Annotated in this window: 21 protein-coding genes; 12 read left to right on the top strand and 9 right to left on the bottom strand. The window is 72.7% G+C overall.

Annotation, left to right across the window (positions count from 1 at the left end):
- Positions 1–7: 7 nt before the first annotated feature.
- Genes ALMP_RS16115 through ALMP_RS16095 form a run of 5 tightly spaced genes read left to right on the top strand, consistent with a single transcriptional unit; the run spans position 8 to position 4,078 of the window.
- Positions 8–1,219 (top strand): cytochrome P450, encoded by a 1,212-nt coding sequence (locus ALMP_RS16115; protein WP_264928537.1) that lies wholly within the window; start codon positions 8–10, stop codon positions 1,217–1,219.
- Positions 1,216–1,425: a ferredoxin gene (locus ALMP_RS16110; protein WP_264928535.1), complete on the top strand. Its 210-nt coding sequence runs from the start codon at positions 1,216–1,218 to the stop codon at positions 1,423–1,425. The genes ALMP_RS16115 and ALMP_RS16110 overlap by 4 nt, the downstream gene beginning before the upstream one ends.
- Before the next feature lie 34 nt (positions 1,426–1,459).
- Positions 1,460–2,662, top strand: a complete 1,203-nt coding sequence (locus ALMP_RS16105; protein ID WP_264928533.1) for an aminoacyl--tRNA ligase-related protein — start codon at positions 1,460–1,462, stop codon at positions 2,660–2,662.
- Positions 2,652–3,419, top strand: a complete 768-nt coding sequence (locus ALMP_RS16100; RefSeq protein WP_264928531.1) for an AAC(3) family N-acetyltransferase — start codon at positions 2,652–2,654, stop codon at positions 3,417–3,419. Before ALMP_RS16105 ends, ALMP_RS16100 begins: the two co-directional genes overlap by 11 nt.
- A complete protein-coding gene (locus ALMP_RS16095) occupies positions 3,416–4,078 on the top strand; it encodes a TIGR03618 family F420-dependent PPOX class oxidoreductase (protein ID WP_264928529.1) in 663 nt (220 codons plus the stop codon). The genes ALMP_RS16100 and ALMP_RS16095 overlap by 4 nt, the downstream gene beginning before the upstream one ends.
- A 102-nt stretch (positions 4,079–4,180) precedes the next feature.
- Here ALMP_RS16095 and gltX read toward each other — a convergent pair whose 3' ends face one another.
- Entirely contained in the window at positions 4,181–5,599 is a 1,419-nt protein-coding gene (gene gltX / locus ALMP_RS16090; RefSeq protein WP_264928527.1) for a glutamate--tRNA ligase, read from the bottom strand.
- An 84-nt stretch (positions 5,600–5,683) separates the two neighbouring features.
- Between gltX and ALMP_RS16085 the strand changes: the two genes are divergently transcribed.
- Positions 5,684–6,700 (top strand): oxidoreductase, encoded by a 1,017-nt coding sequence (locus ALMP_RS16085; RefSeq protein WP_264928525.1) that lies wholly within the window; start codon positions 5,684–5,686, stop codon positions 6,698–6,700.
- Positions 6,701–6,751: 51 nt separating this feature from the next.
- Here the strand turns inward: ALMP_RS16085 and ALMP_RS16080 are convergent, their stop codons facing one another.
- The 3 genes from ALMP_RS16080 to ALMP_RS16070 form a co-directional block, all read right to left on the bottom strand.
- Positions 6,752–7,378, bottom strand: a complete 627-nt coding sequence (locus tag ALMP_RS16080) for a GNAT family N-acetyltransferase (protein WP_264928524.1) — start codon at positions 7,376–7,378, stop codon at positions 6,752–6,754.
- A gap of 104 nt (positions 7,379–7,482) precedes the next feature.
- On the bottom strand, positions 7,483–8,160 hold the full coding sequence (locus tag ALMP_RS16075; protein WP_264928522.1) for a hypothetical protein: 678 nt from the start codon (positions 8,158–8,160) through the stop codon (positions 7,483–7,485).
- 255 nt (positions 8,161–8,415) lie between these two features.
- Positions 8,416–9,954, bottom strand: coding sequence for an MFS transporter (locus tag ALMP_RS16070; protein WP_264928520.1), 1,539 nt, complete (start codon positions 9,952–9,954; stop codon positions 8,416–8,418).
- A 247-nt stretch (positions 9,955–10,201) separates the two neighbouring features.
- Here ALMP_RS16070 and ALMP_RS16065 point away from each other — a divergent pair, with 247 nt between their 5' ends.
- On the top strand, positions 10,202–10,966 hold the full coding sequence (locus ALMP_RS16065; protein ID WP_264928518.1) for a TetR/AcrR family transcriptional regulator: 765 nt from the start codon (positions 10,202–10,204) through the stop codon (positions 10,964–10,966).
- Between the two features lie 88 nt (positions 10,967–11,054).
- Here ALMP_RS16065 and ALMP_RS16060 read toward each other — a convergent pair whose 3' ends face one another.
- Entirely contained in the window at positions 11,055–11,489 is a 435-nt protein-coding gene (locus ALMP_RS16060; protein WP_264928516.1) for a Zn-ribbon domain-containing OB-fold protein, read from the bottom strand.
- Positions 11,490–11,576: 87 nt separating this feature from the next.
- A complete protein-coding gene (locus tag ALMP_RS16055) occupies positions 11,577–12,026 on the bottom strand; it encodes a DoxX family protein (protein WP_264928514.1) in 450 nt (149 codons plus the stop codon).
- A 273-nt stretch (positions 12,027–12,299) separates the two neighbouring features.
- Here ALMP_RS16055 and ALMP_RS16050 point away from each other — a divergent pair, with 273 nt between their 5' ends.
- From ALMP_RS16050 to ALMP_RS16035, 4 genes are all read left to right on the top strand, one after another.
- A complete protein-coding gene (locus tag ALMP_RS16050) occupies positions 12,300–13,475 on the top strand; it encodes an NAD(P)/FAD-dependent oxidoreductase (RefSeq protein ID WP_264928512.1) in 1,176 nt (391 codons plus the stop codon).
- Between the two features lie 160 nt (positions 13,476–13,635).
- The gene (locus ALMP_RS16045) at positions 13,636–15,126 is read left to right on the top strand and encodes an FAD-dependent oxidoreductase (protein WP_264928510.1); all 1,491 of its coding nucleotides are present in this window, start codon (positions 13,636–13,638) and stop codon (positions 15,124–15,126) included.
- Between the two features lie 189 nt (positions 15,127–15,315).
- The gene (locus ALMP_RS16040; RefSeq protein WP_264928508.1) at positions 15,316–17,541 is read left to right on the top strand and encodes an acetate--CoA ligase family protein; all 2,226 of its coding nucleotides are present in this window, start codon (positions 15,316–15,318) and stop codon (positions 17,539–17,541) included.
- 403 nt (positions 17,542–17,944) lie between these two features.
- Positions 17,945–18,736 (top strand): enoyl-CoA hydratase/isomerase family protein, encoded by a 792-nt coding sequence (locus tag ALMP_RS16035; RefSeq protein WP_264928507.1) that lies wholly within the window; start codon positions 17,945–17,947, stop codon positions 18,734–18,736.
- Between the two features lie 36 nt (positions 18,737–18,772).
- Here ALMP_RS16035 and ALMP_RS16030 read toward each other — a convergent pair whose 3' ends face one another.
- Both ALMP_RS16030 and ALMP_RS44390 read right to left on the bottom strand, forming a co-directional pair.
- Complete coding sequence (locus tag ALMP_RS16030) at positions 18,773–19,705, bottom strand: hypothetical protein (RefSeq protein WP_264928505.1); 933 nt, start codon at positions 19,703–19,705, stop codon at positions 18,773–18,775.
- A 22-nt stretch (positions 19,706–19,727) separates the two neighbouring features.
- Positions 19,728–19,928, bottom strand: coding sequence for a hypothetical protein (locus ALMP_RS44390; protein ID WP_375803490.1), 201 nt, complete (start codon positions 19,926–19,928; stop codon positions 19,728–19,730).
- A 46-nt stretch (positions 19,929–19,974) separates the two neighbouring features.
- On the opposite strand from ALMP_RS44390, the gene ALMP_RS16020 reads away from it, so the two are divergent.
- On the top strand, positions 19,975–20,559 hold the full coding sequence (locus ALMP_RS16020) for a flavin reductase family protein (RefSeq protein ID WP_264928660.1): 585 nt from the start codon (positions 19,975–19,977) through the stop codon (positions 20,557–20,559).
- A gap of 55 nt (positions 20,560–20,614) precedes the next feature.
- Here ALMP_RS16020 and ALMP_RS16015 read toward each other — a convergent pair whose 3' ends face one another.
- Positions 20,615–21,913, bottom strand: a complete 1,299-nt coding sequence (locus ALMP_RS16015) for an MFS transporter (RefSeq protein WP_264928503.1) — start codon at positions 21,911–21,913, stop codon at positions 20,615–20,617.
- Positions 21,914–21,982 lie beyond the last annotated feature (69 nt).

Below are 21,982 nucleotides of genomic sequence, written 5' to 3'. Positions count from 1 at the left end.
GGCAGCGATGACCGACCGAAACCCCGACGCGCCGGCCTACCCGATGAAACGGGACGACCCTCTGCTGCCGCCCCCGGACTTCGCCGCGTTGCGCGCCGAGGAGCCGGTGTGCCCGGTGCGGCTGTGGAACGGTGAGCGGGCGTGGCTCGTCACCCGCCACGCCGATGTCCGCGCCCTTCTCGGCGACCACCGTCTCAGCGCGAATCCCCGCACGCACGGATATCCGTTCCTGAGCGAAGGACGCGCCGAGGCACCCGACCGCGAGGCCTCCTTCAACCATCTGGACCCGCCACGGCACGACATGTACCGCCGCATGCTCAGCGGGGAGTTCACGGTCCGTGCGATCGCCGGGCTGCGCCCGCTGGTGCAGCGGGTCGTGGACGAGCTGATCGACGCGTTGCTCGCCGGTCCCCGCCCGGCGGACCTGGTCGCCGCCTTCGGGCTGCCGGTACCGTCACAGGTCATCTGCGCCCTCCTCGGCGTGCCGTACGAGGACCACGCGTTCTTCGCGCAGCGCACCGCCACCCGGATGAACCTGAACGCCGCGCCCGAACAGGTCCGCCTGGCCAACCAGGAGATCCTCGACCGCCTGCACCGGCTGGTCGCCGAGAAGACCCGCCGTCCCGAGGACGACTTGATCAGCCGGGTCGCGCTGCGGCACGTCCGGACGGGCGAGCTGTCGCACGACGCCCTCGTGGACATCGCCCGGCTGCTGCTCGTCAACGGCTACGAGACCACGGCCAACATGATCACCCTCGGGGTGCTCGCCCTGCTCCAGGCGCCAGACCAGCTGAAGAAGCTGAGCGACGACCCCTCGGACGCGGCCGTCGAAGCCGCCGTCGAGGAGCTGCTGCGGCACCAGACCATCGTGCACATCGCGCCCACCAGAGCCGTGCTGGAGGACATCGAGGTCGGCGGGCGGACGATCAGGGCGGGCGAGGGGGTCATCACGTCCCTGGCCTCCGCCAACCACGACGAGAGCGTCTTCGACCGTCCCGAGGAGCTGGACCTCGACCGGGACGCCCGCCGCCACCTGGCGTTCGGCTACGGCGTGCACCACTGCCTCGGCCACACGCTCGCGCGGTTGGAGCTGCACGTCGTCTTCGGGACGCTGTTCCGCCGGGTGCCGACCCTGCGGCCGGCCGTGCCCCTGGAGGAGGTGCCGTTCAAACACGACATGGGCCTGTACGGCGTCCACCGACTGCCCGTGACGTGGTGAGCCGCCCGCAGATGAAGCTCACCGCTGATCTCAACCGCTGCATCGGCGCGGGCCAGTGCGTCCTCATCGAGCCCGATGTGTTCGAGCAGGAGCCGACGGACGGCACCGTGCGGCTGCGGCGCGACCGGCTTCCCGCCGCGTCGTCCGAAGCCGTACGACAGGCCGTGCAGTTGTGCCCCGTCAAGGCGCTGCGACTGAAGGAATGACCTTGCTGACTCCTCTTCCGCTCCGGGGCCGCGTGTGACCACGATCTCCGTGCGCCTGCCCGCGCCCGTTCCCGGCGATGTGCGGGACACCCTGTGCAAGCACATGTACTGGGTGACGCCCGGCATCCGTGCCGTCACCGTCGTCGAGGGCGAACCCCCCGGGATGGTCGTCGACTACGAGGGCGCGCTGGACGGTCCGGCTGTCGCCCGCGCCCTCCGGGAGGCCGCGTCCGAAGTCCTCGCCGGGTCGGACGCGTTCCGGCCCGTCGTCGTCCACGACAGCCCGGTGGTGCTGGCGGCCGCGCCCCGCGCGGACCCCTTCCCGACGCTGGAGCAGCGGCGTTGGGTCTGCGCGGAGGCGCCCGGATCCTTCACGTACACCGGCCCCATGGCACGGTTGATCGACGGGCTGGACCGGTCCTTCCGCCGGCGGCTGAGCGCGTTCGGCCCCGCCGAGGTCCAGCTGCCGACGCTGGTCGCGCCGCGGACGCTGCACACGACGGGCGGCCTGGGAGCCACCGCGCCCGCCGCGAACTACGTCTTCCACCTCCAGGAAGGCCGCTCGGTGGTCGATCGCTTCGCCGCCGCGTGCGTGGACCCCGACACCGGTGAGCTGGACCTGCGTTCCGTCCCGGACACCAGCGACCGTCCGGATGCCGTCCTCTCACCGGCCGTGTGCCAGCCGTTCTACCGGACGCTGTCCGACCGCACCCTGGACGGCCCGCAGGTGGTGAGCGGCCGGGCCCGCTGCTACCGGTACGAGAGCGGGGCGACCGAAGGGCTGCGCAGGCTGCGCGAGTTCACGGTGCGGGAGCTGGTCTGCGTCGGCTCCGAGACCGCCGTGCTCCGGGCCAGGGAGACGATGCTGGAGGCCGCGGCGGAACTCCTTCGGGAGCGGAGGGTGCGCGGGCAGATCCGGACCGCCGCCGACCCGTTCTTCATCGACACCTTCTCCCGGATGCGCATGTACCAGCTCTCGTTCAGCGTCAAGCACGAGCTGCTCGCGGAGCTGCCCTTCGACGGCTCCGACCTGGCCATCGGGTCGGTCAACTACCACGGTGACCACTTCGGCCGAGCCTGGCGCATCCGGACGGGCGACGGGGAGTGGGCCCACAGCTGCTGCATGGGCCTCGGGCTCGACCGGTGGGCGTACGCGCTGTTCGCCCAGCACGGTCCCGACCCGGAGCGGTGGCCGGCCGCGGTGCACGGGCTGCTGGGAGGCACGGATGGATCGTGAGTCCCTCACCGGCACGACCAGCGAGGAGATCCTGCACGCCTTCCGTTCGGTGGGCGTCGAGCGGGGACAGGTCGTCTACGTGGCCTCCTCCCTCGCCTCGCTCGGGCTGCTCCGCGACCCCGTGGGCACCGTGCAGTCGGCGCTCGACACGGCCGTCGGCGCCGAGGGCACGCTGGTCATGCCCAGCTTCCACCCGGGATTCCGCTACGAGGGCTGCTTCGATCTGGAGCAGACCCCGTCCCGGTCCGGTGTGCTGTCCGAGGCGTTCCGGCTGGGTCCCCTTACCCGCCGCACCTGGGACCCGCCCTACAACCCGGTCTGCGTGCGGGGCCCGGCCGCTCCCGGGATCTGCGGGCTGTCGTCCGCCACCGCGTTCGGGCCCGGATCCGTCTTCGACCACCTCATCGAGATCGACGCCACGGTCCTGCTCATCGGGTGCAGCTTCCACGACGGCGTCGCGCACGTGCACTGGCTGGAGGAGCGGCACGACGTGCCCTACCGACGGTGGGAACGCTTCACCGGCAAGGTGGTGGTGAACGGCGTGGTCACGACGCGCAGTTGGCCGTGCCACATCCGCCGTCCGGGTGTCGAGTTGCATGCCGGACCGGTCGGCCGGGTGCTGGAAGCCGCCGGAGCGGTACGGACGACCACGGTGGGGCTCACCCAGATCGCCGCCTTTTCCCTGAGGAGTTTCGTGGAGGTGCTGGATCCGTGGTTCGCGAGGAACCGGGACGCCATGGTGGTGGGGCGGCGGTGAGCGGGGAAGTGACCCGTCGGGTGCTGGAGATCGTCGCCACGGCCCTGGGGAGGGAGCCTGCCGAACTCACCGCCGACTCGGGCCTGCCGACCGGTGACTGGAGCTCGTTGCAGCATCTGCCCGTGCTCCTCGCCCTGGCAGAGACCTTCGGCTTCCCACTCAGTCCGCGGGTCGTCCAGGACCTGACGACCGTGCGGGCCATGGCTCACCACGTGCAGATCACACAGACAGGGCACGAGGTTCTGCCTCGGCCGCCCCAGCAGAGGAGAGAGATGAAGGAAACGATCGACCGGCTGCGCGAGGTGCTCGCGGGAGCGAACGTCGCGGTCCTGTCGTCCGTACGCCCGGACGGCCGGCCCCAGCAGTTCGTCGTCTGGGCCGAGATGGACGGTGACGACGTACTGATGTCCACGACGAAGGACCGTCCGAAGTACCGCAACCTGGAGCACCGGCCCGAGGCCGCGCTCGTGGTGTACCCCGCGGGAGACCCGTACAGCAGCGTACGGGTCCGCGGGACCACCACCTTCACGACGGAAGGCGCCGCTGAGACGATCGACCGGCTCAGTCACCACTACAAGGGCAAGCCCTGGGTGGAGCCGACGGGTCTCGGGGAGCGTGTCACCGTCCGGCTGACGGCGTTGGAACCGGGCGACGACTGACCCGGGCCCGAAGTCGCCCTGCTCCTGGGAGCGGGCGTTCCGCGGCCGGCACCGACCGGGCCGGCCGCGGAACGGCGGTTGCCGTGCACCGCCGGAGAGCGGTCAGCTCTCGAGGCGCTCCGCCGCGGACCGCAGACGGGTCAGGGTGCGCTCACGCCCGAGCGCTTCGAGCGACTCGAAGAGCGGCAGGCCGACCGTCCTGCCGGTGGTGGCCACGCGGACCGGTGCCTGCGCCTTGCCGAGCTTCAGGCCGCGCTCGGCGCCCACGGCCTCCAGGGCCGCCTTGAGCGCGTCCGTCTGCCAGTCGACGGTCTCGTAGGCCGCGATCGTGGCCCGGAGCAGGTCCGCCGCGCCTTCCTTCATCGCCTTGTTCCACGACTTCTCGTCGAACACCGGCTCCTTGAGGAAGAGGAAGTCGACGTACTCCACGATCTCGCTGAGCAGCGTGATCCGGGTCTGGGCCAGCTCCGCGACCTGCGCGAAGAGCTCCTCGTCGAAGTCGGCGGCGTCCCAGGGGACGCTCTCCCCGGCCAGCCAGGGACGGCAGCGCTCGATGAACTCGGGGACCGAGAGCGCCCGCATGTACTCGCCGTTGAAGGCGCGCAGCTTCTTCACGTCGAAGAAGGCGGGTGCGGGGTTGACGTCCGCCAGCCGGAACTCCTCGTCGAAGACCGACCACGGGACGATCTCGCGGTTGCCGGACGGCGCCCACCCGAGAAGCATCAGGTAGTTGCGCATGGCCTCGGGCAGGTAGCCCTCGTCCCGGAAGTCCTCCAGGGCGACGCGGTCGCGCCGCTTGGAGAGCTTGCGCCGCTGCTCGTTGACGAGGATGGGCGAGTGTGCCCAGGTCGGAGGCGTCTTGCCGAGGGCCTCCCAGAGCAGCTGCTGCTTCGGCGTGTTGGAGAGATGCTCCTCGGCGCGGATGACGAGGTTGATGCCCATCGTCATGTCGTCCACGACGTTGGCGAGGAGGAAGACCGAGGAGCCGTCGCCCCGCGCGATCACGAAGTCTTCCATCAGGGCGTTCTCGAAGGTCGGCTTGCCACGGACGACGTCCTCGACCGTGGTCACTCCTTCGTCGGGGGTGCGGAACCGCACGGCGCGTCCCGGAGCGGCCTCCAGGCCGCGGTCGCGGCAGAAGCCGTCGTAGCCCAGGCGCTGGTCGACCTCGCCGGCCGTGTGGCGTGCGACGACGTCCTCGCGGGTGCAGTCGCAGTAGTACGCCTTGCCCTCGGCGAGGAGCTTGTCGATCGCCTCCTGGTGGTGGTGGGCGTACTCGGACTGGAACAGCGGGCCCTCGTACTGGTCGGGACCGACACCCAGCCAGGCCATCGCGTCGAGGATGCCCTGCGTCCACTCCGGACGGCTCCGGGCGGCGTCGGTGTCCTCGATACGCAGCACCATCACACCGCCGGTCTGTCGCGCCACAACCCAGTTGAGTAGCAGCGATCGAGCGTTGCCAACGTGGAACATTCCGGTGGGAGAAGGCGCAAAACGGACGCGCACGGCTGAGTCAGTCACGCTGTGCAGTCTACCTCGGCGCCACTCTTCCCTTTTCGTCGCAGAAGCCCCACCCGGCCGCACCCCGACGTAAGTTAGGGGAGCATGACAAACCCCAGCGTGCACGCCTCCCGCCCCCTTCCCGCCGACGACCACGCGTGGGTGGTCACGCCCACCGGAGTCGACGTACGACTGCGGTGCCTGGCGGTCGTCGACCACCGGACCGTGTGGGCGGCGGGAGCGAATGGCGTGGTCCTGCGCACCGAGAACGGTGGTGCCGCGTGGCAGCCGGTGGGTCCGGCGGGCGCCGACGCCCTGCACTTCCGAAGCATCCGGGCCTTCGACGCCACCCACGCGGTGGCCCTGACCTTCGGCTCCGGAGAGGCAGCGAGGATCTTCGCCACCGCCGACGGGGGTGTCCACTGGACGGAGACCTTCCGCAACCGCGACCCCGCCGCCTTCTACGACTGCATGACGTTCGCCGACCGTCGGCACGGCCTCGCGCTCGCCGATCCGGTGGAGGGCAGGTTCCGTCTCATGGGCACGTCCGACGGCGGCCGCACCTGGTCACCGGTCGACCCGCAAGGCATGCCGCCGGCCCTCGACGGCGAGGCGGCCTTCGCCGCCAGCGGCACATGCCTGGTCAGTCACGGCGGGCAGTACTGGTTCGCCACCGGAAGCGCGGCGCGCGCCCGGGTGTTCCGCTCCTTCGACCTGGGGCGGACCTGGCAGGTGGCCGACACTCCGATCCGCACGGTGCGCGACGCGGGCATCTTCGCGCTGTCCTTCCGCAGCCCGGCCGAGGGCGTCGCCGTGGGCGGTGACTACACCGACCAGACCCGCCCCGGCCGGCTCCTGGCGGTCACCCGCGACGGCGGTGGGACCTGGCGGGCGGTGGAGGACCACGCGCCGCCCGCCTACCGCTCGGGAGCCGTGTGGACCGGGCACGCCTTCCTGGTGGTCGGCCCGACCGGAAGCGAGGTGTCCGTCGACGACGGACTCACCTGGACCACGTTCGACACGAGCAGCTTCGACGCGGTCTCGCGGGGCGGCGACGGCAGCTGCTGGGCCTCGGGCGAGCACGGGCGGGTGGCCCGCCTGGTGGCGCCGACGGCCAACTGACCCCGCAGGGCCATGACGACCTCCGGGGACCCGCCCCGAACCGGCGGTGGGTCACCCGCGCAGGGTCTCCCAGGGGCGCGGTTCGGGGTCGGTGGCGAGACGGGCGTGGCGGTGGACGTCGCGGAAGGCGTCCGTGCCGCCCTGCTCGAGCATCGCGCCGCGCAGGGTGCCCTCGTAGCGGAAGCCGCAGCGCTCGGCGATCCGGCAGGACGCCTCGTGACCGAGGGCGTGGCCCAACTCCAGGCGGTGCAGCCCCAGTTCGTCGACGGCCCAGCGCGTCACGAGCAGGAGGGCGCGGGTGGCCACCTGGCGGCCGCGGGCCTCGGGCAGGACCCCGAAGCCGATGTTGCAGCTGCGCTCGACACGGCTGATCGCGTTGACGGTGATCTCGCCGAGGATCGTCGCGTCGGCGGCGTCCGTGACGCAGAACGTCACGCTCGTCCCGGCCTCCCGCTCCGCGGCCTTGTCCCGCAGTGACGCCCGCGCGCTCTCCCGGTCGGTGACCGCCCTCAGAGGTGTGTTCCAGCGCCGGAACTCCGGGTCGGTCCGCCCGCGCAGCCACGCGTCCACGTCGGTTTCGGACGCGGGGTCCCACAGGCGCAGACGCAGGCCGTGGCCGTGGGGACCGGGGGGACCGGGGGCGGGCGGTGCGGCGTACGGCTCGCTGATGTCGGTCATCCGGCCATTGAACACCCGCGCGCGCCAAGGGCGGACCTGACCTCCCGGCGGTCGGCGACGCGCCCGGCCCCGTGTTTCCTCGCCGGCCGGGTCCGCCGGCGGCGCTAGCGCTGCTTTCCGCCCGCCGCCGCGAGTTCCCGCTCGACGGCTTGCTCGTCCTGGCCTGCCAGGACCTTCTCCAGGCTGGTGTCGCCGGAGCGGGCGAAGCGTTCGGCCCGGGCGATCTCCTCCTTGCTCAGGACGCGTCCGCACCACTCGCCCTGGGCGACGGTGCGGTCGTCGAACGGGACGGCGGCGCCCTCACCGAGGACGGTCCACTGGTCGTCCGTCCAGCGCAGGGCGAGCAGGTAGGTGTGGCCGATCTCCAGGCGGGGGGCGGCCGGGGTCGTGCGCTTCACGCGCGTGCCGCTCTCGCGGTACACCTGCCAGCCGGCGGCCACCATGGTGAAGTCCTTGCCGAGGGGGCGCTGCGGGGTCTTCGCGGACCACAGGACGTCGTCCGCGCGGAAGGTCACCTTGCGGTCGGTCCGGTACTGGATGGCGCCCGCTGCGAAGTCACGCCGGCCGGTGTCCTGCTCGGCGGTGGGCGTGGCGACGACCACGTGGTCGGCCTGGGTGGTCCAGTCCTCGGCGGTCTGGGAGGCACGGGCGTCGTTGGTGATTCCGCAGCCCACCACCGTGTCCAGACCGTCCTTGCCGATCAGGACACTGGCGACGACTCCGGCGAGGGCCAGGAGGGCGCCGACGGGCCGGCTCGTCAGACGGTCGAGAAGTGATGTCAACGGTGGTCCTCGTCTCGGGTGATGATCATCGGGCGACGACGGTGAAGACGGTCTTTCGGCCTCTTCGGTGGCAGGTCGGGCCGTTTTAGGTCTGCGGTGGCGGTTCGGGCCGTTGTCGGTCTTCGGTGCCAGGTCGGGGCCGTTTTCCGTGGTGTCGGTCGGTGTCTCCCCGGAACGCCGCAAGGCCGGCGCCCTGGGAGGGGGCACCGGCCTCGGGAGTGTCGTGCGGTCGTGCGGAGGGGGTCGTCGGGTGGCTCAGGCGGCCAGTTCCCGCTCCTTCGCCGGGGTCTCGGTCCCGTCCGAGGACCCGGTCCTGCTGTCGCGCATCACGAGGGTGGCCAGGACCGCCGCCGCGAGGACGCCGATCGCGCTGACCGTGAAGGTCGTCGACATCGAGGCGGTGAAGGCCTCGCGGGCGGCGTGGACCAGGGCGGTGTCCTCGCCCGCCACCGCCAGGGCGCCGGCGATGGACTGGCGGGCGACCTCGGGTGCGTCGGCGGGCATCTCGGCGTCGTAGCCGCTGCTCAGCAGGGAACCGAGGATCGCGATGCCGAGGGCGGTGCCGGCCTGCTGGATGGTGTCGTTCAGGGCCGAGCCGACGCCCGCCTTGTCCTCGGGGATGGTGCCCATCAGGGCGGCGACGGCGGCCGGCATCGCGAGGCCGGCGCCCAGGCCGAGCAGGCCGAGGGCGATGGCCGGGACGGTGAAGCCGCTGTCGGCGGTGACGGTGGTCAGCAGGGCGAAGGAGGCCACCATCAGCAGCATGCCGGTCAGGATGACGAAGCGGTTGCCGATCTTCGCGGCGAGCTTGACGCCGGCGCCGTTGCCGACGAGGGCGGTGATCGCCAGGGGCAGGAAGGCCAGGCCGGCCTCGATGGCGGAGTAGCCGAGGACGAACTGGAGGTACTGGGTGAGGACCAGCAGCAGGCCGCCGTTGCCGATCTGCACCAGGGCCAGGGAGAGCGAACCGCCGCTGAAGTTGCGGTGCTTGAACAGCACCAGCGGGACCATCGGGGAGCTGGTGACGTTCTCCCAGATCACGAACCCGACGAGGGAGACGACGGCGACGGTGAGGCTGACGGCGGAACGGCCGCCGAAGGCGCCGTGCTGCGGAAGCTCGATGATCCACCAGACCAGGGCGGTCATACCGGCCGCGGACAGCACCGCGCCCAGCGGGTCGGGCTTCTGCCAGGGGGCCTTGGACTCGGGCATCAGCAGGACGCCGGCGAGCAGGGCGAGCGCGACGACCGGGACGTTGATCAGGAAGATCGACTGCCAGGAGAAGTGGTCGATCAGGACACCGCCGAGCACCGGGCTGCCGACCAGTCCGAGCATGGACACCGAACCCCAGGCCGCCATCGCCTTGCCGCGCTCGTCCTCGTCGAAGACCGTGATGAGGATGGAGAGGGTGGACGGCATGATCAGCGCACCGCCGACGCCCATCGCGACGCGGACGGCGATCACCTCGGCAGGGTTGTCGCAGAAGGTCGCCGCCAGTGAGGCCGCGCCGAAGAGCAGGAGGCCTATCAGCATCACCTTGCGGCGGCCGAAGCGGTCACCGAGGCTGCCGGAGGTGAGCAGCAGGCCGGCGAAGACCAGGATGTAGGAGTCCAGGATCCACTGGGTGTCCTGGGCGCTCGCCCCGAGGTCCTCGGTCATCGAGGGCACCGCGACGGTCAGCGCCATGCTGTCGACGACCAGCACGAGCGTGCTCAGGCACAGCACGATCAGGATCCACCAGCGCCGCGGATCGCGGCTCACACCCTCGGCGCGGACTTCCGTGCGGCTTTCCATGGGACTCCCCTTCACTCCCGACTGCACTCCCGGACGGCGTTGCGTACGCCGTTCCTTCGTTGCGAACACTGTACGCACGACGGAACACTGTTCGCAAGCCCAGAACTCTGTACGCTGGACGCGAACGACGTACGCAGCGACGACGCCGGCCGCGTACCCGCCACACGCCGACCACGTACGCGCCACGACGCCGCTCACGCGCACGACAACCGTTCACGAGCCACCACGACCGAGGGAGCCGCAGCCCATGGCCGCGAAGACGAACCAGAAGCAGAGCGAGAAGAACCAGAAGCAGAACGAGAAGCCCGTCCCGTCCGTCTGGGCGCGTCAGCGGCGTGAGCCCGAGCAGCCCACGCTGAGCCGGGAGGCGATCGTGCGCGAGGCGATCGCGATGGCGGACGCGGACGGTGTCGACGCCCTGAGCATGCGCAAGCTCGCCGCCCGTCTGAACGCCGGGGCGGCCTCCCTCTACCGGCACGTCGCCACCAAGGACGAGCTGATGGAGCTGGCCGTGGACGCCGTCGCCGCCGAGATCCACGTGCCGCCCGCCGACAGCGCCGACTGGCGGACCGCGGTCACCGAGGCCGCCGCCTCCTTCCGGGCGACGGTCCTGCGCCACCCGTGGCTGTCCTCGGTCCTCGGCCAGGCGGGGCTGGTCTACCTCGGCCCGAACCTGATGTCGTTCAGCGAGCGGCTGGCCGCCCTGTTCACGGGCGCCGGCTTCCCGGAGCCGGAGCGTTCCATCGAGACGGTGCTCGGCTATGTCATCGGCATCAGCACCACGGAAGCCGCCTGGCTCCTCACCGTCGCCCGCTCCGGCGAGACCGAGGCCGAGTTCATCGCCCGTCTGGCGCCCGCCGCCCAGGAGGCCGCCGCCGGCCACGACCACCTCAGGACCGCCTACGCCGACATCACCCCCGCCACCGCCGACCCGGCCGCACTGCGCGACGCCAAGTTCACCTTCGGCCTGGACGTCGTCCTGGACGGGCTGGCACTGCGGCTGGAGCGCTGACGCCGACACCTTCCGCGCGACGGCCGTCTCCGACGGCGGCCTCGCCGCGCTCGTCCCGCGCGCCTGGATCCTGGAGGACCCCGGCCAGCTATTCGCCGCCGAGCCGGACGACCTGCCAGGACGCCGAGGCCGCCGCCCGGAACACCGGCACCCCCTCCCGGAAGTCCACCACCAGCTCCATCCCGGCCACCGGCGCCACCTCCCCGACCACCTCACTCGCCATCCGCGGCCCCTCCTCCAGATCGACGACGGCGGCGACGTACGGCGTCCGCTCCGCGAAGGGCGGCAGATCGTTGCGGTGGACGACGGACCAGGTGTACAGCGTGGCCCTCCCGCTCGCGGCCTCCCAGGTCACGTCCTCGCTCCAGCAGTACGGGCAGAACTCCCGCGGGTAGTGGTGGGCCCGCGCGCACGCCCCGCAGCGCCGGATCAGCAGCCGCCCCTCGGCGGCCGCGTCCCAGTACGCGCGCGTGAAGGCGTCGGCCTCGGGGAGGTCGTACCGCCCGCTCCCGGCGGTGGTCATCGCGACCGCCCCCTCGCACACCGCCCGCCCCCGGCAGTGGTCATCGCGACCGCCCCCTCGCACACCGCCCGCCCCCGGCCACGCCCATCAGAACCACCCCACCGCGCTGTCCAGCGACCACGTCTGCCAGGACATCCCACCGAGCGCGACCACCGAGATCAGCGCCATCATCGAGTTCTGCCCCTGCTCCGCCCAGTCGTGGATCATGAGGGTGAAGTACAGGCCGTTCAGCAGCAGCCCGCCCACCAGGGCGACCGGTGTCAGGAACCCGGCGATCAACCCCAGGCCCAGCGCCAGCTCCGCGTAGACCACCACGTACGCCATCACGCGCGGCCTGGGCGCCACCACCACCTGGAAGCCGGACCGTACGGCGTTCCAGCGGTGCTTGGCCGCCACGTCCGCCGCCCACGCGATGCCGGTGCCGCGTTCGAACCAGCCCTTCCTGTCCTTGTGCCGCCAGCTCTCCAGCCACCACAGACCGAGTCCGATCCGCAGCACCGCGAGCCATTCCGCACCGGTGAGCCAGAGCGCATCCATGGATCTGACGGTACGTCAGATGGCACGGGCTGGGAAGTCCAGGCCATAAGAACCGACGCCGCCCCCGCGACGCCGCCCCGCCACTCCGCCCCGCCACTCCAGGCCCCAGCGCACCCGGGCCCGGCGTCGCGGCTTCCCACCTCGCGACTCGTCCACATTCAGGCGAGGTACGTCACCGGCCCTACCCACACCTCCCCCAAGCGTGATCGATCCGCAACCAATTCCGGTCTTGACCGAGACCCATCAACCGCGCATGTGATTACGCTCGCGCTCATGGCCGACTCCGCACCGCCCAGCCCCGTCACTCCCGCGAACCCCGCCGACCGCCCCGTGTACGTCGTCGGCGGCGGCCCCGCCGGACTGGCCACCGCGTACGCGCTGCGCGCCCAGGGGATACGCGCCGTCGTGGTGGAGAAGGCCGACCGGATCGGCGCGTCCTGGCGGCGCCACTACGACCGGCTGCACCTGCACACCACCCGGCGCACCTCGGCCCTGCCCGGACTGAAGATGCCGCGCCGGTTCGGGCGCTGGCCGGCCCGCGACGACGTGGCCCGGTACCTGGAGAAGTACGCCGAACACCACGAGCTGGAGATCGTCACCGGCGTCGAGGTCTCCCGCGTCGAGCGCACCCCCGACGGCACCGGCTGGCTGCTGCGCGCCTCCGGCGGCCGGGAGCTGACCGGCGCGGCGGTCGTCGTCGCCACCGGCTACAACCACACCCCGCACCTGCCGGACTGGCCGGGCCGCGAGGCGTACACCGGCGACCTCGCCCACGCCTCCGCCTACCGCGACGGCACCCCGTACACCGGCCGGGACGTGCTGGTCGTCGGCGTCGGCAACACCGGCGCGGAGATCGCCGTCGACCTGGTGGAGAGCGGCGCCGAGCGGGTGCGGCTGGCCGTGCGCACGGTCCCGCACATCGTGCGCCGTTCGACCGTCGGCTGGCCCTCCCAGTACAGCGGCATCCTCGTACGCCGGCTGCCCGTCGGCCTCGTCGACCGGATCTGCCGGGTGATGGCGCTGACCCTGCCCGACCTGTCCGCGCACGGTCTGCCGCGCCCCGACACCGGCCTCTACACCCGGGCCCGGCAGGGGGCGATCCCGGTGCAGGACGTCGGCCTGATCGACGCGGTGCGCAAGGGGAAGGTCGAGGTCGTGGCCGCCGTCGACGGCTTCGAGGGCGGCAAGGTCGTCCTCGCCGACGGCACCCGGATCTCCCCGGACGCCGTCGTCGCCGCCACCGGATACGTCCGCGCCCTGGAGGGCCTGGTCGGCCACCTGGGCGTCCTGGACGAGCGCGGCCTGCCCGTCACCCACGGCCGCAACGCCCCGAAGAGCGCGCCCGGCCTGTACTTCACCGGCTTCACCACCCCCATCAGCGGCACGCTCCGCGAGGTGGCGGGGGACGCGGAACGCATCGCGAAGTCGGTCCGCCGCCACCTCGCCTGACACCGCCCCGGCACCTGCCCACGCCCCAACTCGCCTGATATCCCTGCCCGTTACATGTGTGTCCAATGTGACGAGAGCGTTGTCCGCGCCCTCGCGCGGAGCCAGAATGTGAGCCCTGTTCACCTTTCCGGCTCCACCCCCCTCTCCACGGAGGACGCACGTGGCAAGCGAAAGACACCTCTCCCGCCGCTCCCTGCTCGGCCGCACCGCCGCCGTCGCCGCCGGTACGGCCGGCCTCACCGCGGCGGCCGCCGGGACGGCCTCCGCCGCGACGCGGGACGTCGACGTCGCGATCGTCGGCGCGGGCCTCGCCGGGCTCACCGCGGCCCGTGACCTGGTCGCCGCCGGGCGGACGGTCGCCGTCCTGGAGGCCCGGGACCGGGTCGGCGGCCGGGTCGTCGGCCTGAACCTGGCCGGCGGCGGGGTCACCGAGGGCGGCGGCGAGTTCATCGGCCCCACCCAGCACCGCATCAAGGCGCTCGCCGACTCCCTCGGCGTGGCCACCTTCGCCACCTACAACAGCGGCAAGAACCTGCTCTACAAGGACGGCAAGAAGACCCCGTACGCCACCGACGGCCTGCTCGGCGCGGTCCCGCCGGTCGACGCGGCCGGGCTCGCCAACGCGGCGATCGTGCAGGCCTCGTTGAACGACATGGCCAAGCAGGTGCCGGTCGACGCGCCCTGGACCGCGGCGAAGGCCGAGGAGTGGGACCGGCAGACCTTCGAGAGCTGGCTGCGCGCCAACGCCGTGATCCCGTCCGCCAAGTTCCTCCTCGACGTGGCCTGCACGTCCATCTTCTCGGCGGAACCGCGTGAGCTGTCGCTGCTGTTCGTCCTCTTCTACATCGCCGCCGCCGGTGACGCGTCGAACCCCGGCACCCTGGAACGCCTCACCGAGACCGGGACCGGCGCCCAGCAGCTGCGCTTCGTCGGCGGCTCCCAGCTCGTCCCCGTCAAGCTCGCCGCCTCCCTCGGCGACCGGGTGGTGCTGAGCGCCCCGGTCCGCACGATCACCCGCTCCGGCGGCGGCTACGTGGTGACGGCCGACGGCATCACCGTCAACGCCAGGAGGGTCGTCGTCGCCGTACCGCCGCCGCTCGCCGCCCGCATCCAGTACGACCCGCTCCTGCCGGCCGGCCGCGACCAGCTCACCCAGCGCCTGCCGATGGCCTCCGTCGGCAAGGCGATCGCGATCTACGACACCCCCTTCTGGCGTGCCGACGGGCTCAACGGGCAGGTCGTCAGCGACACCGGCGTGATCAGCTCCACCTTCGACAACTCCCCGCCCGACGCCTCCTACGGCGCGCTGATGGGCTTCATCGAGGCCGACAAGGCGCGGGAACTGGACGCGGCGAGCGAGGCGGAGGTCAGGGCGGCCGTACTGAAGGACTACACGACGTACTTCGGCGAGAAAGCCGCCTCCCCTTCCTCCTTCGTCCTGCAACGCTGGAACAACGAGGGCTACACCCGCGGCGGCCCCGTCTCCATCGCCGCGCCCGGCGTCCTCACCCAGTACGGCCCGGCCCTGCGCAAGCCCGTCGGCGGCATCCACTGGGCCGGCACCGAGACGTCCACTTACTGGATGGGCTTCATGGACGGGGCCGTGCGGTCGGGCGAGCGGGTGGCGAAGGAGGTGCTGGCAGCGCTGTAGTCGTCGGCGCGGGCGGCGAACGCGAACGGCGAACGCGGACGGAGACGCGGGTGCCGGCGCGGTGCCGGTGCGGGCGGCGGCGCGGTTGTCGGTGCGGTTGTCGGTGCACACCCATTCCTGACAAGTCGTCAGTTCTGTAATCTGACAGGGCGTCAGTTACTTGGCAGTCACACAGGAGCGGGCGGACCGATGCTTGGATCAACCCACGGCACCCTCACCACCGACTCCCGCCGGGCCCGGGTCATCGCGTGCGGCGAACAGCCCGGTCCGGCCGTGCACGGACGGCCGGCCGACGCGGACGACCTCGACGTCAGCGGCCGCCCGCTGTACGCGGCCGTCCCCGATCTGGACCGGTTCTTCCGCCCCGAGTCCGTCGCGGTGATCGGCGCGTCGGACGCCGAGGGCCGGCCGAACACCGGGATCACCCGGCAGCTGGCCGGCTGGGCGGAGCGGGTGGGGGCCCGGCTGCACCCGGTGCACCCCACCCGCGCGACCGTCTTCGGGATCCCCTGCTTCCCCTCCGTCACCGATCTGCCCGAGCAGGTCGACCTGGCGGTACTGCTGGTCGCCGATCCGCTGCCCGTCGTCGAGCAGCTCGCCGAGGCCAAGGCGAGGTTCGCGGTCGTCTTCGCCTCCGGGTTCGCGGAGACCGGCGCCGAGGGCGCGGCCGCGCAGCAGCGGCTGGCGGCGGCCGTGGCCCGCTCCGGGATGCGGCTGCTCGGGCCCAACACCAACCTCAACGCCTTCGAACGCTTCCGCGACGACCTCGACGGCCCCGCCATCGCGCTGATCACCCAGTCCGGCCACCAGGGCCGTCCGGTCTTCGCCCTCCAGGAGCTCGGCATCCGCCTCTCCCACTGGGCGCCCACCGGCAACGAGGCAGATCTGGAGACCGCCGACTTCCTCTCCTACTTCGCGGAACGGCCCGAGGTGGGCGCGATCGCCTGCTACATCGAGGGCCTCAAGGACGGCCGGGCCTTCCTGCTCGCCGCCGACCGGGCCGCCCGGCGCGGGGTTCCGGTCGTCGCGGTGAAGGTGGGCCGCACCGAGGCCGGCGCCCGCACCGCCGCCACCCACACCGGCAAGCTGACCGGCGCGGACGACGTCGTCGACGCGGCGATGCGGCAGTACGGCGTGATCCGCGTCGATGGACTCGACGAACTCCAGGACACCGCCGCCCTGCTGGCCCGGGCGAGGCCGCCGCGCGCCGACGGGGTGGCGGTGTACGCGATCTCCGGCGGCACCGGCGCGCACGTGGCCGACCTGGCGACGGCGGCCGGACTGCGGCTGCCGCAGCTGTCGCCGGACAAGCAGGCCGAGCTGCACCAGTGGATACCGGAGTACCTGAACGTCGCGAACCCGATCGACAACGGCGGCCACCCGGTGGGCGACTGGCGCGGCCGCAGAATCATCGACGCGATCCTGGCCGACCCCGAGGTCGGCGTCCTGATCTGCCCGATCACCGGCCCGTTCCCGCCGCTGAGCGACCGGCTCGTGCGGGACCTGGTGGACGCGGCGGAGACGACGGACAAGCTGGTGTGCGTGGTGTGGGGCTCACCGGTCGGCACCGAGCCCGCCTACCGGGACGTGCTGCTCGGCTCCTCCCGGGTGGCAACCTTCCGCACGGTCGCGGGCTGCCTCACCGCCGTCCGCGCCCATCTCGGCCACCACCGCTTCGTACGCGACTACCGCTCGCCCTTCGACCAGGCCCCGCGCACCGCGTCCCCGTCCTTCCGCAAGGCGCAGCTGCTGATGCGCCCCGGCCAGCAGCTCAGCGAGCACGCGGCGAAGCAGCTCCTGCGGGCGTACGGCATCCGGGTCCCGCGCGAACATCTGGTGACCAGCGCGGCGGCGGCCGTGCGGGCGGCGGGGCTGGTCGGCTACCCGGTGGTGATGAAGGCGTCCGGCGCCCGCATCGCCCACAAGACCGAGCTGGGCCTGGTGCGGATCGGCCTCACCTCGGCCAGCCAGGTACGGGACGCCTACCGCGACCTGACCGACATCGCCCGCTACGAGGGCGTCTCGCTGGACGGCGTCCTGGTGTGCCAGATGGTGGAGCGGGGCGTGGAGATGGTCGTCGGCGTCACCCACGACGATCTCTTCGGGCCGACGGTGACGGTCGGTCTGGGCGGGGTCCTGGTGGAGGTGCTGCGGGACGCGGCCGTCCGGGTCCCGCCCTTCGGCGAGGAACAGGCCCGCGACATGCTCGCCGAACTGCGCGGCAGGCCCCTGCTGGACGGCGTCCGCGGCCGCCCCCCGGCCGATCTGGACGCCCTCGTCGAGGTCGTCCTGCGGGTGCAGCGCATGGCGCTGGAACTCGGGGACGACCTGGCGGAGCTGGACATCAACCCGCTGATGGTGCTGGAGCGGGGGCAGGGCGCGGTGGCGCTGGACGCGCTGGCGGTGTGCCGGTGAGGGCTGCGATGGCACTGGACGCGCCGGCGGTGTGCCGGTGAGGGCTGCGACGGCACTGGACGCGCCGGCGGTGTGCCGGTGAGAGCTGCGATGACACTCGACGCGCAGGCGGTGTGCCGGTGAGAGCTGCGATGACACTGGACGCGCCGGCGGTGTGCCGTGAGGGGTTCGCGGAGGCCGCCGTACCGGCCGGGGATCACCTCATGGCGGAGAGCGGGACGAAAGAGGCCGGCGCGCCCGGCGGGAGCGCCGGACCACGCACGGCGGACACGAGAAGAAGCAGGCGGGGCGGCAGCGGCCGGGGGGACGAACCGGCCGAGGAGCGGAAGGCCCGGCAACCGACGGAAGGGCAGGCCCGCCCGCGCTTGGCTGGACCGCGCCGGAATCAGAACGGAGCCCGACCATGCCCGACCCGTGGATCCGGACCACGACCGACCAGCACGTCACCCACATCACCCTGGACCGCCCCGAGGCCCTCAACGCGCTCACGCCCGGCCTGCGCGAGAAGCTGATCGACCTGCTCGCCGGGGCCTCGGCCGACCCGGACGTGCGGGCGGTCGTCCTCACCGGGACCGGGCGCGGCTTCTGCGCGGGCGCGGACCTGCGCGGCGGGCCTCCGGCGGGCGAGCGGATCGCCGGTGACGTGGCCCGCACCCTCCGCCTCGGCGCCCAGCGTCTGATCGCCGCCGTCCTGGACTGCGAAAAGCCCGTGGTCGCGGCGGTGAACGGCACGGCGGCCGGCCTCGGCGCGCATCTCGCCCTCGCCTGCGACCTGGTCCTGGCCGCCGAATCGGCCCGGTTCATCGAGGTGTTCGTGCGCCGGGGCCTGGTCCCCGACGCCGGCGGCGCCTACCTCCTCCCCCGTCTGATCGGCCCGCAGCGCGCCAAGGAACTGATGTTCTTCGGCGACGCCCTCGGCGCGGCCGACGCCGAACGCCTCGGCCTGGTCAACCGGGTCGTCCCGGACGGGGAACTGGACAAGACCGCCCGCGCCTGGGCGGCACGCCTCGCCTGCGGCCCCACCCGCGCCCTCACCCTCACCAAGCAGCTCGTCAACGCCTCCCTCGACACCGACCGCGCCGGCGCCTTCGCGGCCGAGGCCGCCGCCCAGGAGATCAACATGACGACGACGGACGCCCGGGAGGGCGTGGCGAGCTTCACGGAACGCCGGGAACCACGCTTCCGGGGCCGGTGAGCCCCCGCACCGGGAACCGCCGAGGGCCGCCCAGGTTCAGGAGTCCCGTGTCAGGACCCGCACCTCCCCCGCGTCGGGATCACCGAAGATCACGAACAGCTCGGGGTCCGCCTCGGTCCCCGCGAGCGTCCAGAGCGTCTCCTCCCCGCACCCGCTCCCGGTGCCGCTACCGGTCTCGAGGCGTACGGCGACGGCGTCCCGCGTGCCGTATTCGCTCTCCCCGCGCAGGGACCAGGTCCCGCCGCCCGCGCACACCTCGAAGTCGGCCTCCGCCTCGAAGCCGGCCCGAACCGGCATCCCGGTCAGCGTGGCCCGGCCGCCCGGTCGCAGTTCCAGCACCTCCCCGTCGTCCCCGCGCCAGACGCCGGCGAGCTCGGCGGCCGACAGCTCGGGAGCCTCGTACTCCTCGACGAGCCCGGTGACACTGGCCAGCAGACTGCCGACGAAGGCGAAGACGAACAGGGCGACGGAGGCCACGCCCGCGCGCCACCAGATGCCCCACAGGCTCCCGACGGCCCGCACGCGCGCGTACGCCACCGCGAGGACGGGCAGCACCCCGAGGCCGACGAGGACGAGCGCGGCGGTGACGTACGGCCAGCCCCACAGCACCGCCCCCACCGCGGCCCACAGCAGACCGACGATCCCGGCGCCCACCAACTGCCGGACCCACCGCGGCCAGGGAAGCCGCCGGAACGCCGGCCCGCCCAGGAGAGCCCCCGGAACCGTCTGCGCGCACGCGTGCAGCAGCCCGAGCAGCGGCAGGTACGCGGGCGCGAGGACGGCCAGGCAGGCGAGCCCGAAGGCACCGCCGTAGCCGACGCCGTACGGGTCGGTGGCCAGCGCGTGCGCCCACCACAGCAGAAAGACCGCCGGCAGTTGCGCCGCCCCCGCCGCCGCGGCCACGTTCACGTTCACCTCGGCGCCGGCCCGGTACCGCCCGGCCCCGCTTCGGACCTCTCCCCACCCCATGCGGGGCAGCGTACGCAATGCCCTACAGCAGGACGACCGGCGAGCGGCCGAGGAGCCAGGCGAGCGCGACCCGGGTGGGAGTGGCGTGGGTCTCGGCCGCCACGGCGGCGATGACCTGATCGCGCAGGGCGGCCGGCCGCCCGTCGAGCCTCCACTCGCCGGCGGCCGAGTGACGCCCAGCAAGAGGCCACGCCGACAGCGCAGTTGACCCGCCGGCCGTCACCCCACCCCTTCCTATCTGACGCACCGTCAGCTTCAATGGGGGCATGATGGGACACGCGGGCATGGCGGCCGCCGCCGTGCGCTATCTCCGGGCGGGGCCGGTGGAGCCGCTCCCCCGCCCCGAGCTGCGATGTGTCCGCGACGACGAGCGGGCACCGGTCGACCAGGGCGCATTCCGGCGCGTGCTGGGGAACTTCGCGACGGGCGTGACCGTCGTCACCGCCCCCGCCGCCGACGGCGAGGCGGGCCCCGCCGGCTTCGCCTGCCAGTCCTTCACCTCCCTCTCCCTCGACCCACCCCTGGTCGCCTTCATGGTCGGCCGCACGTCCACGACCTGGCCCCGCATCGCCCGCGCGGGCGCCTTCTGCGTCAACGTCCTCGCCGCCGACCAGGGCGCCCTCTGCCGCGCCTTCGCGGTGAGCGGCGCCGACAAGTTCGCGGGCGTGCCCTACGACCCCGCCCCCGCATCCGGCGCCCCCCGCCTCGCGGACACCCTCGCCTGGATCGACTGCACGATCCACGCGGTCCACCCGGGCGGCGACCACCTGATCGTCGTCGGCCACGTGACCGCCCTCGGCACCCACCGGGAGGACACGGCACCGCTGCTGTTCCACAAGGGACGGTTCCTCTAGGGGTGCCGATGCCCTGTGGACCCTGCCGCCTATCGCGGGCAGGCCGCCACCATCCCTACGCCACCACCGGCACCGCACCCGTCGGCCTCCGGCGGATCACCAGGGCCATCAGGGCCGCCGCCGCGCACAGCGCGCCCGACGCGTACCAGACGACGTCGTAGGAGCCGAAGACGTCGCGGGCGACGCCGCCGAGGAAGGCGACCAGGGCCGCGCCGACCTGGTGGGAGGCGAGGACCCAGCCGAAGACGATGGCGCTGTCCTCGCCGTACTGCTCGCGGCACAGGGCCAGGGTGGGCGGCACGGTGGCGACCCAGTCGAGGCCGTAGAAGACGATGAAGAAGAGCATCGGCGGGTGGACCGTGGGCGCCAGCAGCATCGGCAGGAAGAGCAGGGAGACGCCGCGCAGGGCGTAGTAGACCGCCAGCAGGCGGCGCGGTTCGAAGCGGTCGGTGAACCAGCCGGAGGCGATCGTGCCGACCACGTCGAACACGCCGATGACCGCGAGCAGGGAGGCCGCCGCCGTGATGGGCATGCCGTGGTCGTGCGCGGCGGGCACGAAGTGCGTCTGGATCAGGCCGTTCGTCGACGCCCCGCAGATCGCGAAGGTGCCGGCCAGCAGCCAGAAGGGGCCGGTGCGCATCGCGGAGAGGAGGACCGTGACGGCCCTGCGCGCGGCGCCCGTCACCGGCGGCGGCTTGGGGACGAACTCCCGCGCGCCGTACGGCTTCAGACCCACGTCCGCCGGGTGGTCGCGCAGCAGCAGCCACACGAAGGGCACCACGGCCAGGGCCGCCAGGGCCACCGTCACCGCCGCCGGACGCCAGTCGTAGCGCGTGACCATCCAGGACAGCAGCGGCAGGAAGATCAGCTGCCCGGAGGCGGAGGCGGCGGTGAGGATGCCGCTGACCAGGCCGCGCCGCTCGGTGAACCAGCGGTTGGTGACCGTCGCCGCGAACGCCAGCGCCATCGAGCCCGAGCCCAGACCGACCAGCAGCCCCCAGCACAGCCACAGCTGCCAGGGCGCCGTCATCCACACCGTCAGTGCTGAACCGACCGCGATCACGGTCAGCGCGACGGCCACCACCCGGCGGATGCCGAAGCGGTCCATCAGCGCGGCGGCGAAGGGCGCGGTGAGGCCGTACAGCGCCAGGTTGATCGAGACGGCGGCGCCGATCGTGCCGCGCGACCAGCCGAAATCCGCGCGCAGCGGGTCGATGAGCAGGCCCGGCAGGGAGCGGAAGGCCGCCGCGCCGATGATCGTGACGAAGGTGACGGCGGCGACGAACCAGGCGCGGTGGACGCGGCTCCGCCGCCGCTCGGGGACGACTGTGGTGGCTTCCGTTGTCTGTGTCACGTCATAGAGCTTCGGATACCGGATCACGGCCATCGAGTGGCCCGAAGGACAGTGTTCGCTAGGATCGGG

It is taken from the genome of Streptomyces sp. A012304 (genome assembly GCF_026008495.1).
Classification (GTDB): Bacteria; Actinomycetota; Actinomycetes; order Streptomycetales; family Streptomycetaceae; genus Streptomyces.
This window is presented reverse-complemented; position numbering and strand designations above follow the sequence as displayed.

Coding starts and splice junctions, on each gene's coding strand:
- ALMP_RS16115 (WP_264928537.1), top strand. CDS start 8: ATGACCGACCGAAACCCCGACGCGCCGGCCTACCCGATGAAACGGGAC.
- ALMP_RS16100 (WP_264928531.1), top strand. CDS start 2,652: ATGGATCGTGAGTCCCTCACCGGCACGACCAGCGAGGAGATCCTGCAC.
- ALMP_RS16085 (WP_264928525.1), top strand. CDS start 5,684: ATGACAAACCCCAGCGTGCACGCCTCCCGCCCCCTTCCCGCCGACGAC.
- ALMP_RS16080 (WP_264928524.1), bottom strand. CDS start 7,378: ATGACCGACATCAGCGAGCCGTACGCCGCACCGCCCGCCCCCGGTCCC.
- ALMP_RS16070 (WP_264928520.1), bottom strand. CDS start 9,954: ATGGAAAGCCGCACGGAAGTCCGCGCCGAGGGTGTGAGCCGCGATCCG.
- ALMP_RS16065 (WP_264928518.1), top strand. CDS start 10,202: ATGGCCGCGAAGACGAACCAGAAGCAGAGCGAGAAGAACCAGAAGCAG.
- ALMP_RS16060 (WP_264928516.1), bottom strand. CDS start 11,489: ATGACCACCGCCGGGAGCGGGCGGTACGACCTCCCCGAGGCCGACGCC.
- ALMP_RS16055 (WP_264928514.1), bottom strand. CDS start 12,026: ATGGATGCGCTCTGGCTCACCGGTGCGGAATGGCTCGCGGTGCTGCGG.
- ALMP_RS16050 (WP_264928512.1), top strand. CDS start 12,300: ATGGCCGACTCCGCACCGCCCAGCCCCGTCACTCCCGCGAACCCCGCC.
- ALMP_RS16040 (WP_264928508.1), top strand. CDS start 15,316: ATGCTTGGATCAACCCACGGCACCCTCACCACCGACTCCCGCCGGGCC.
- ALMP_RS16035 (WP_264928507.1), top strand. CDS start 17,945: ATGCCCGACCCGTGGATCCGGACCACGACCGACCAGCACGTCACCCAC.
- ALMP_RS16030 (WP_264928505.1), bottom strand. CDS start 19,705: ATGGGGTGGGGAGAGGTCCGAAGCGGGGCCGGGCGGTACCGGGCCGGC.
- ALMP_RS16020 (WP_264928660.1), top strand. CDS start 19,975: ATGGGACACGCGGGCATGGCGGCCGCCGCCGTGCGCTATCTCCGGGCG.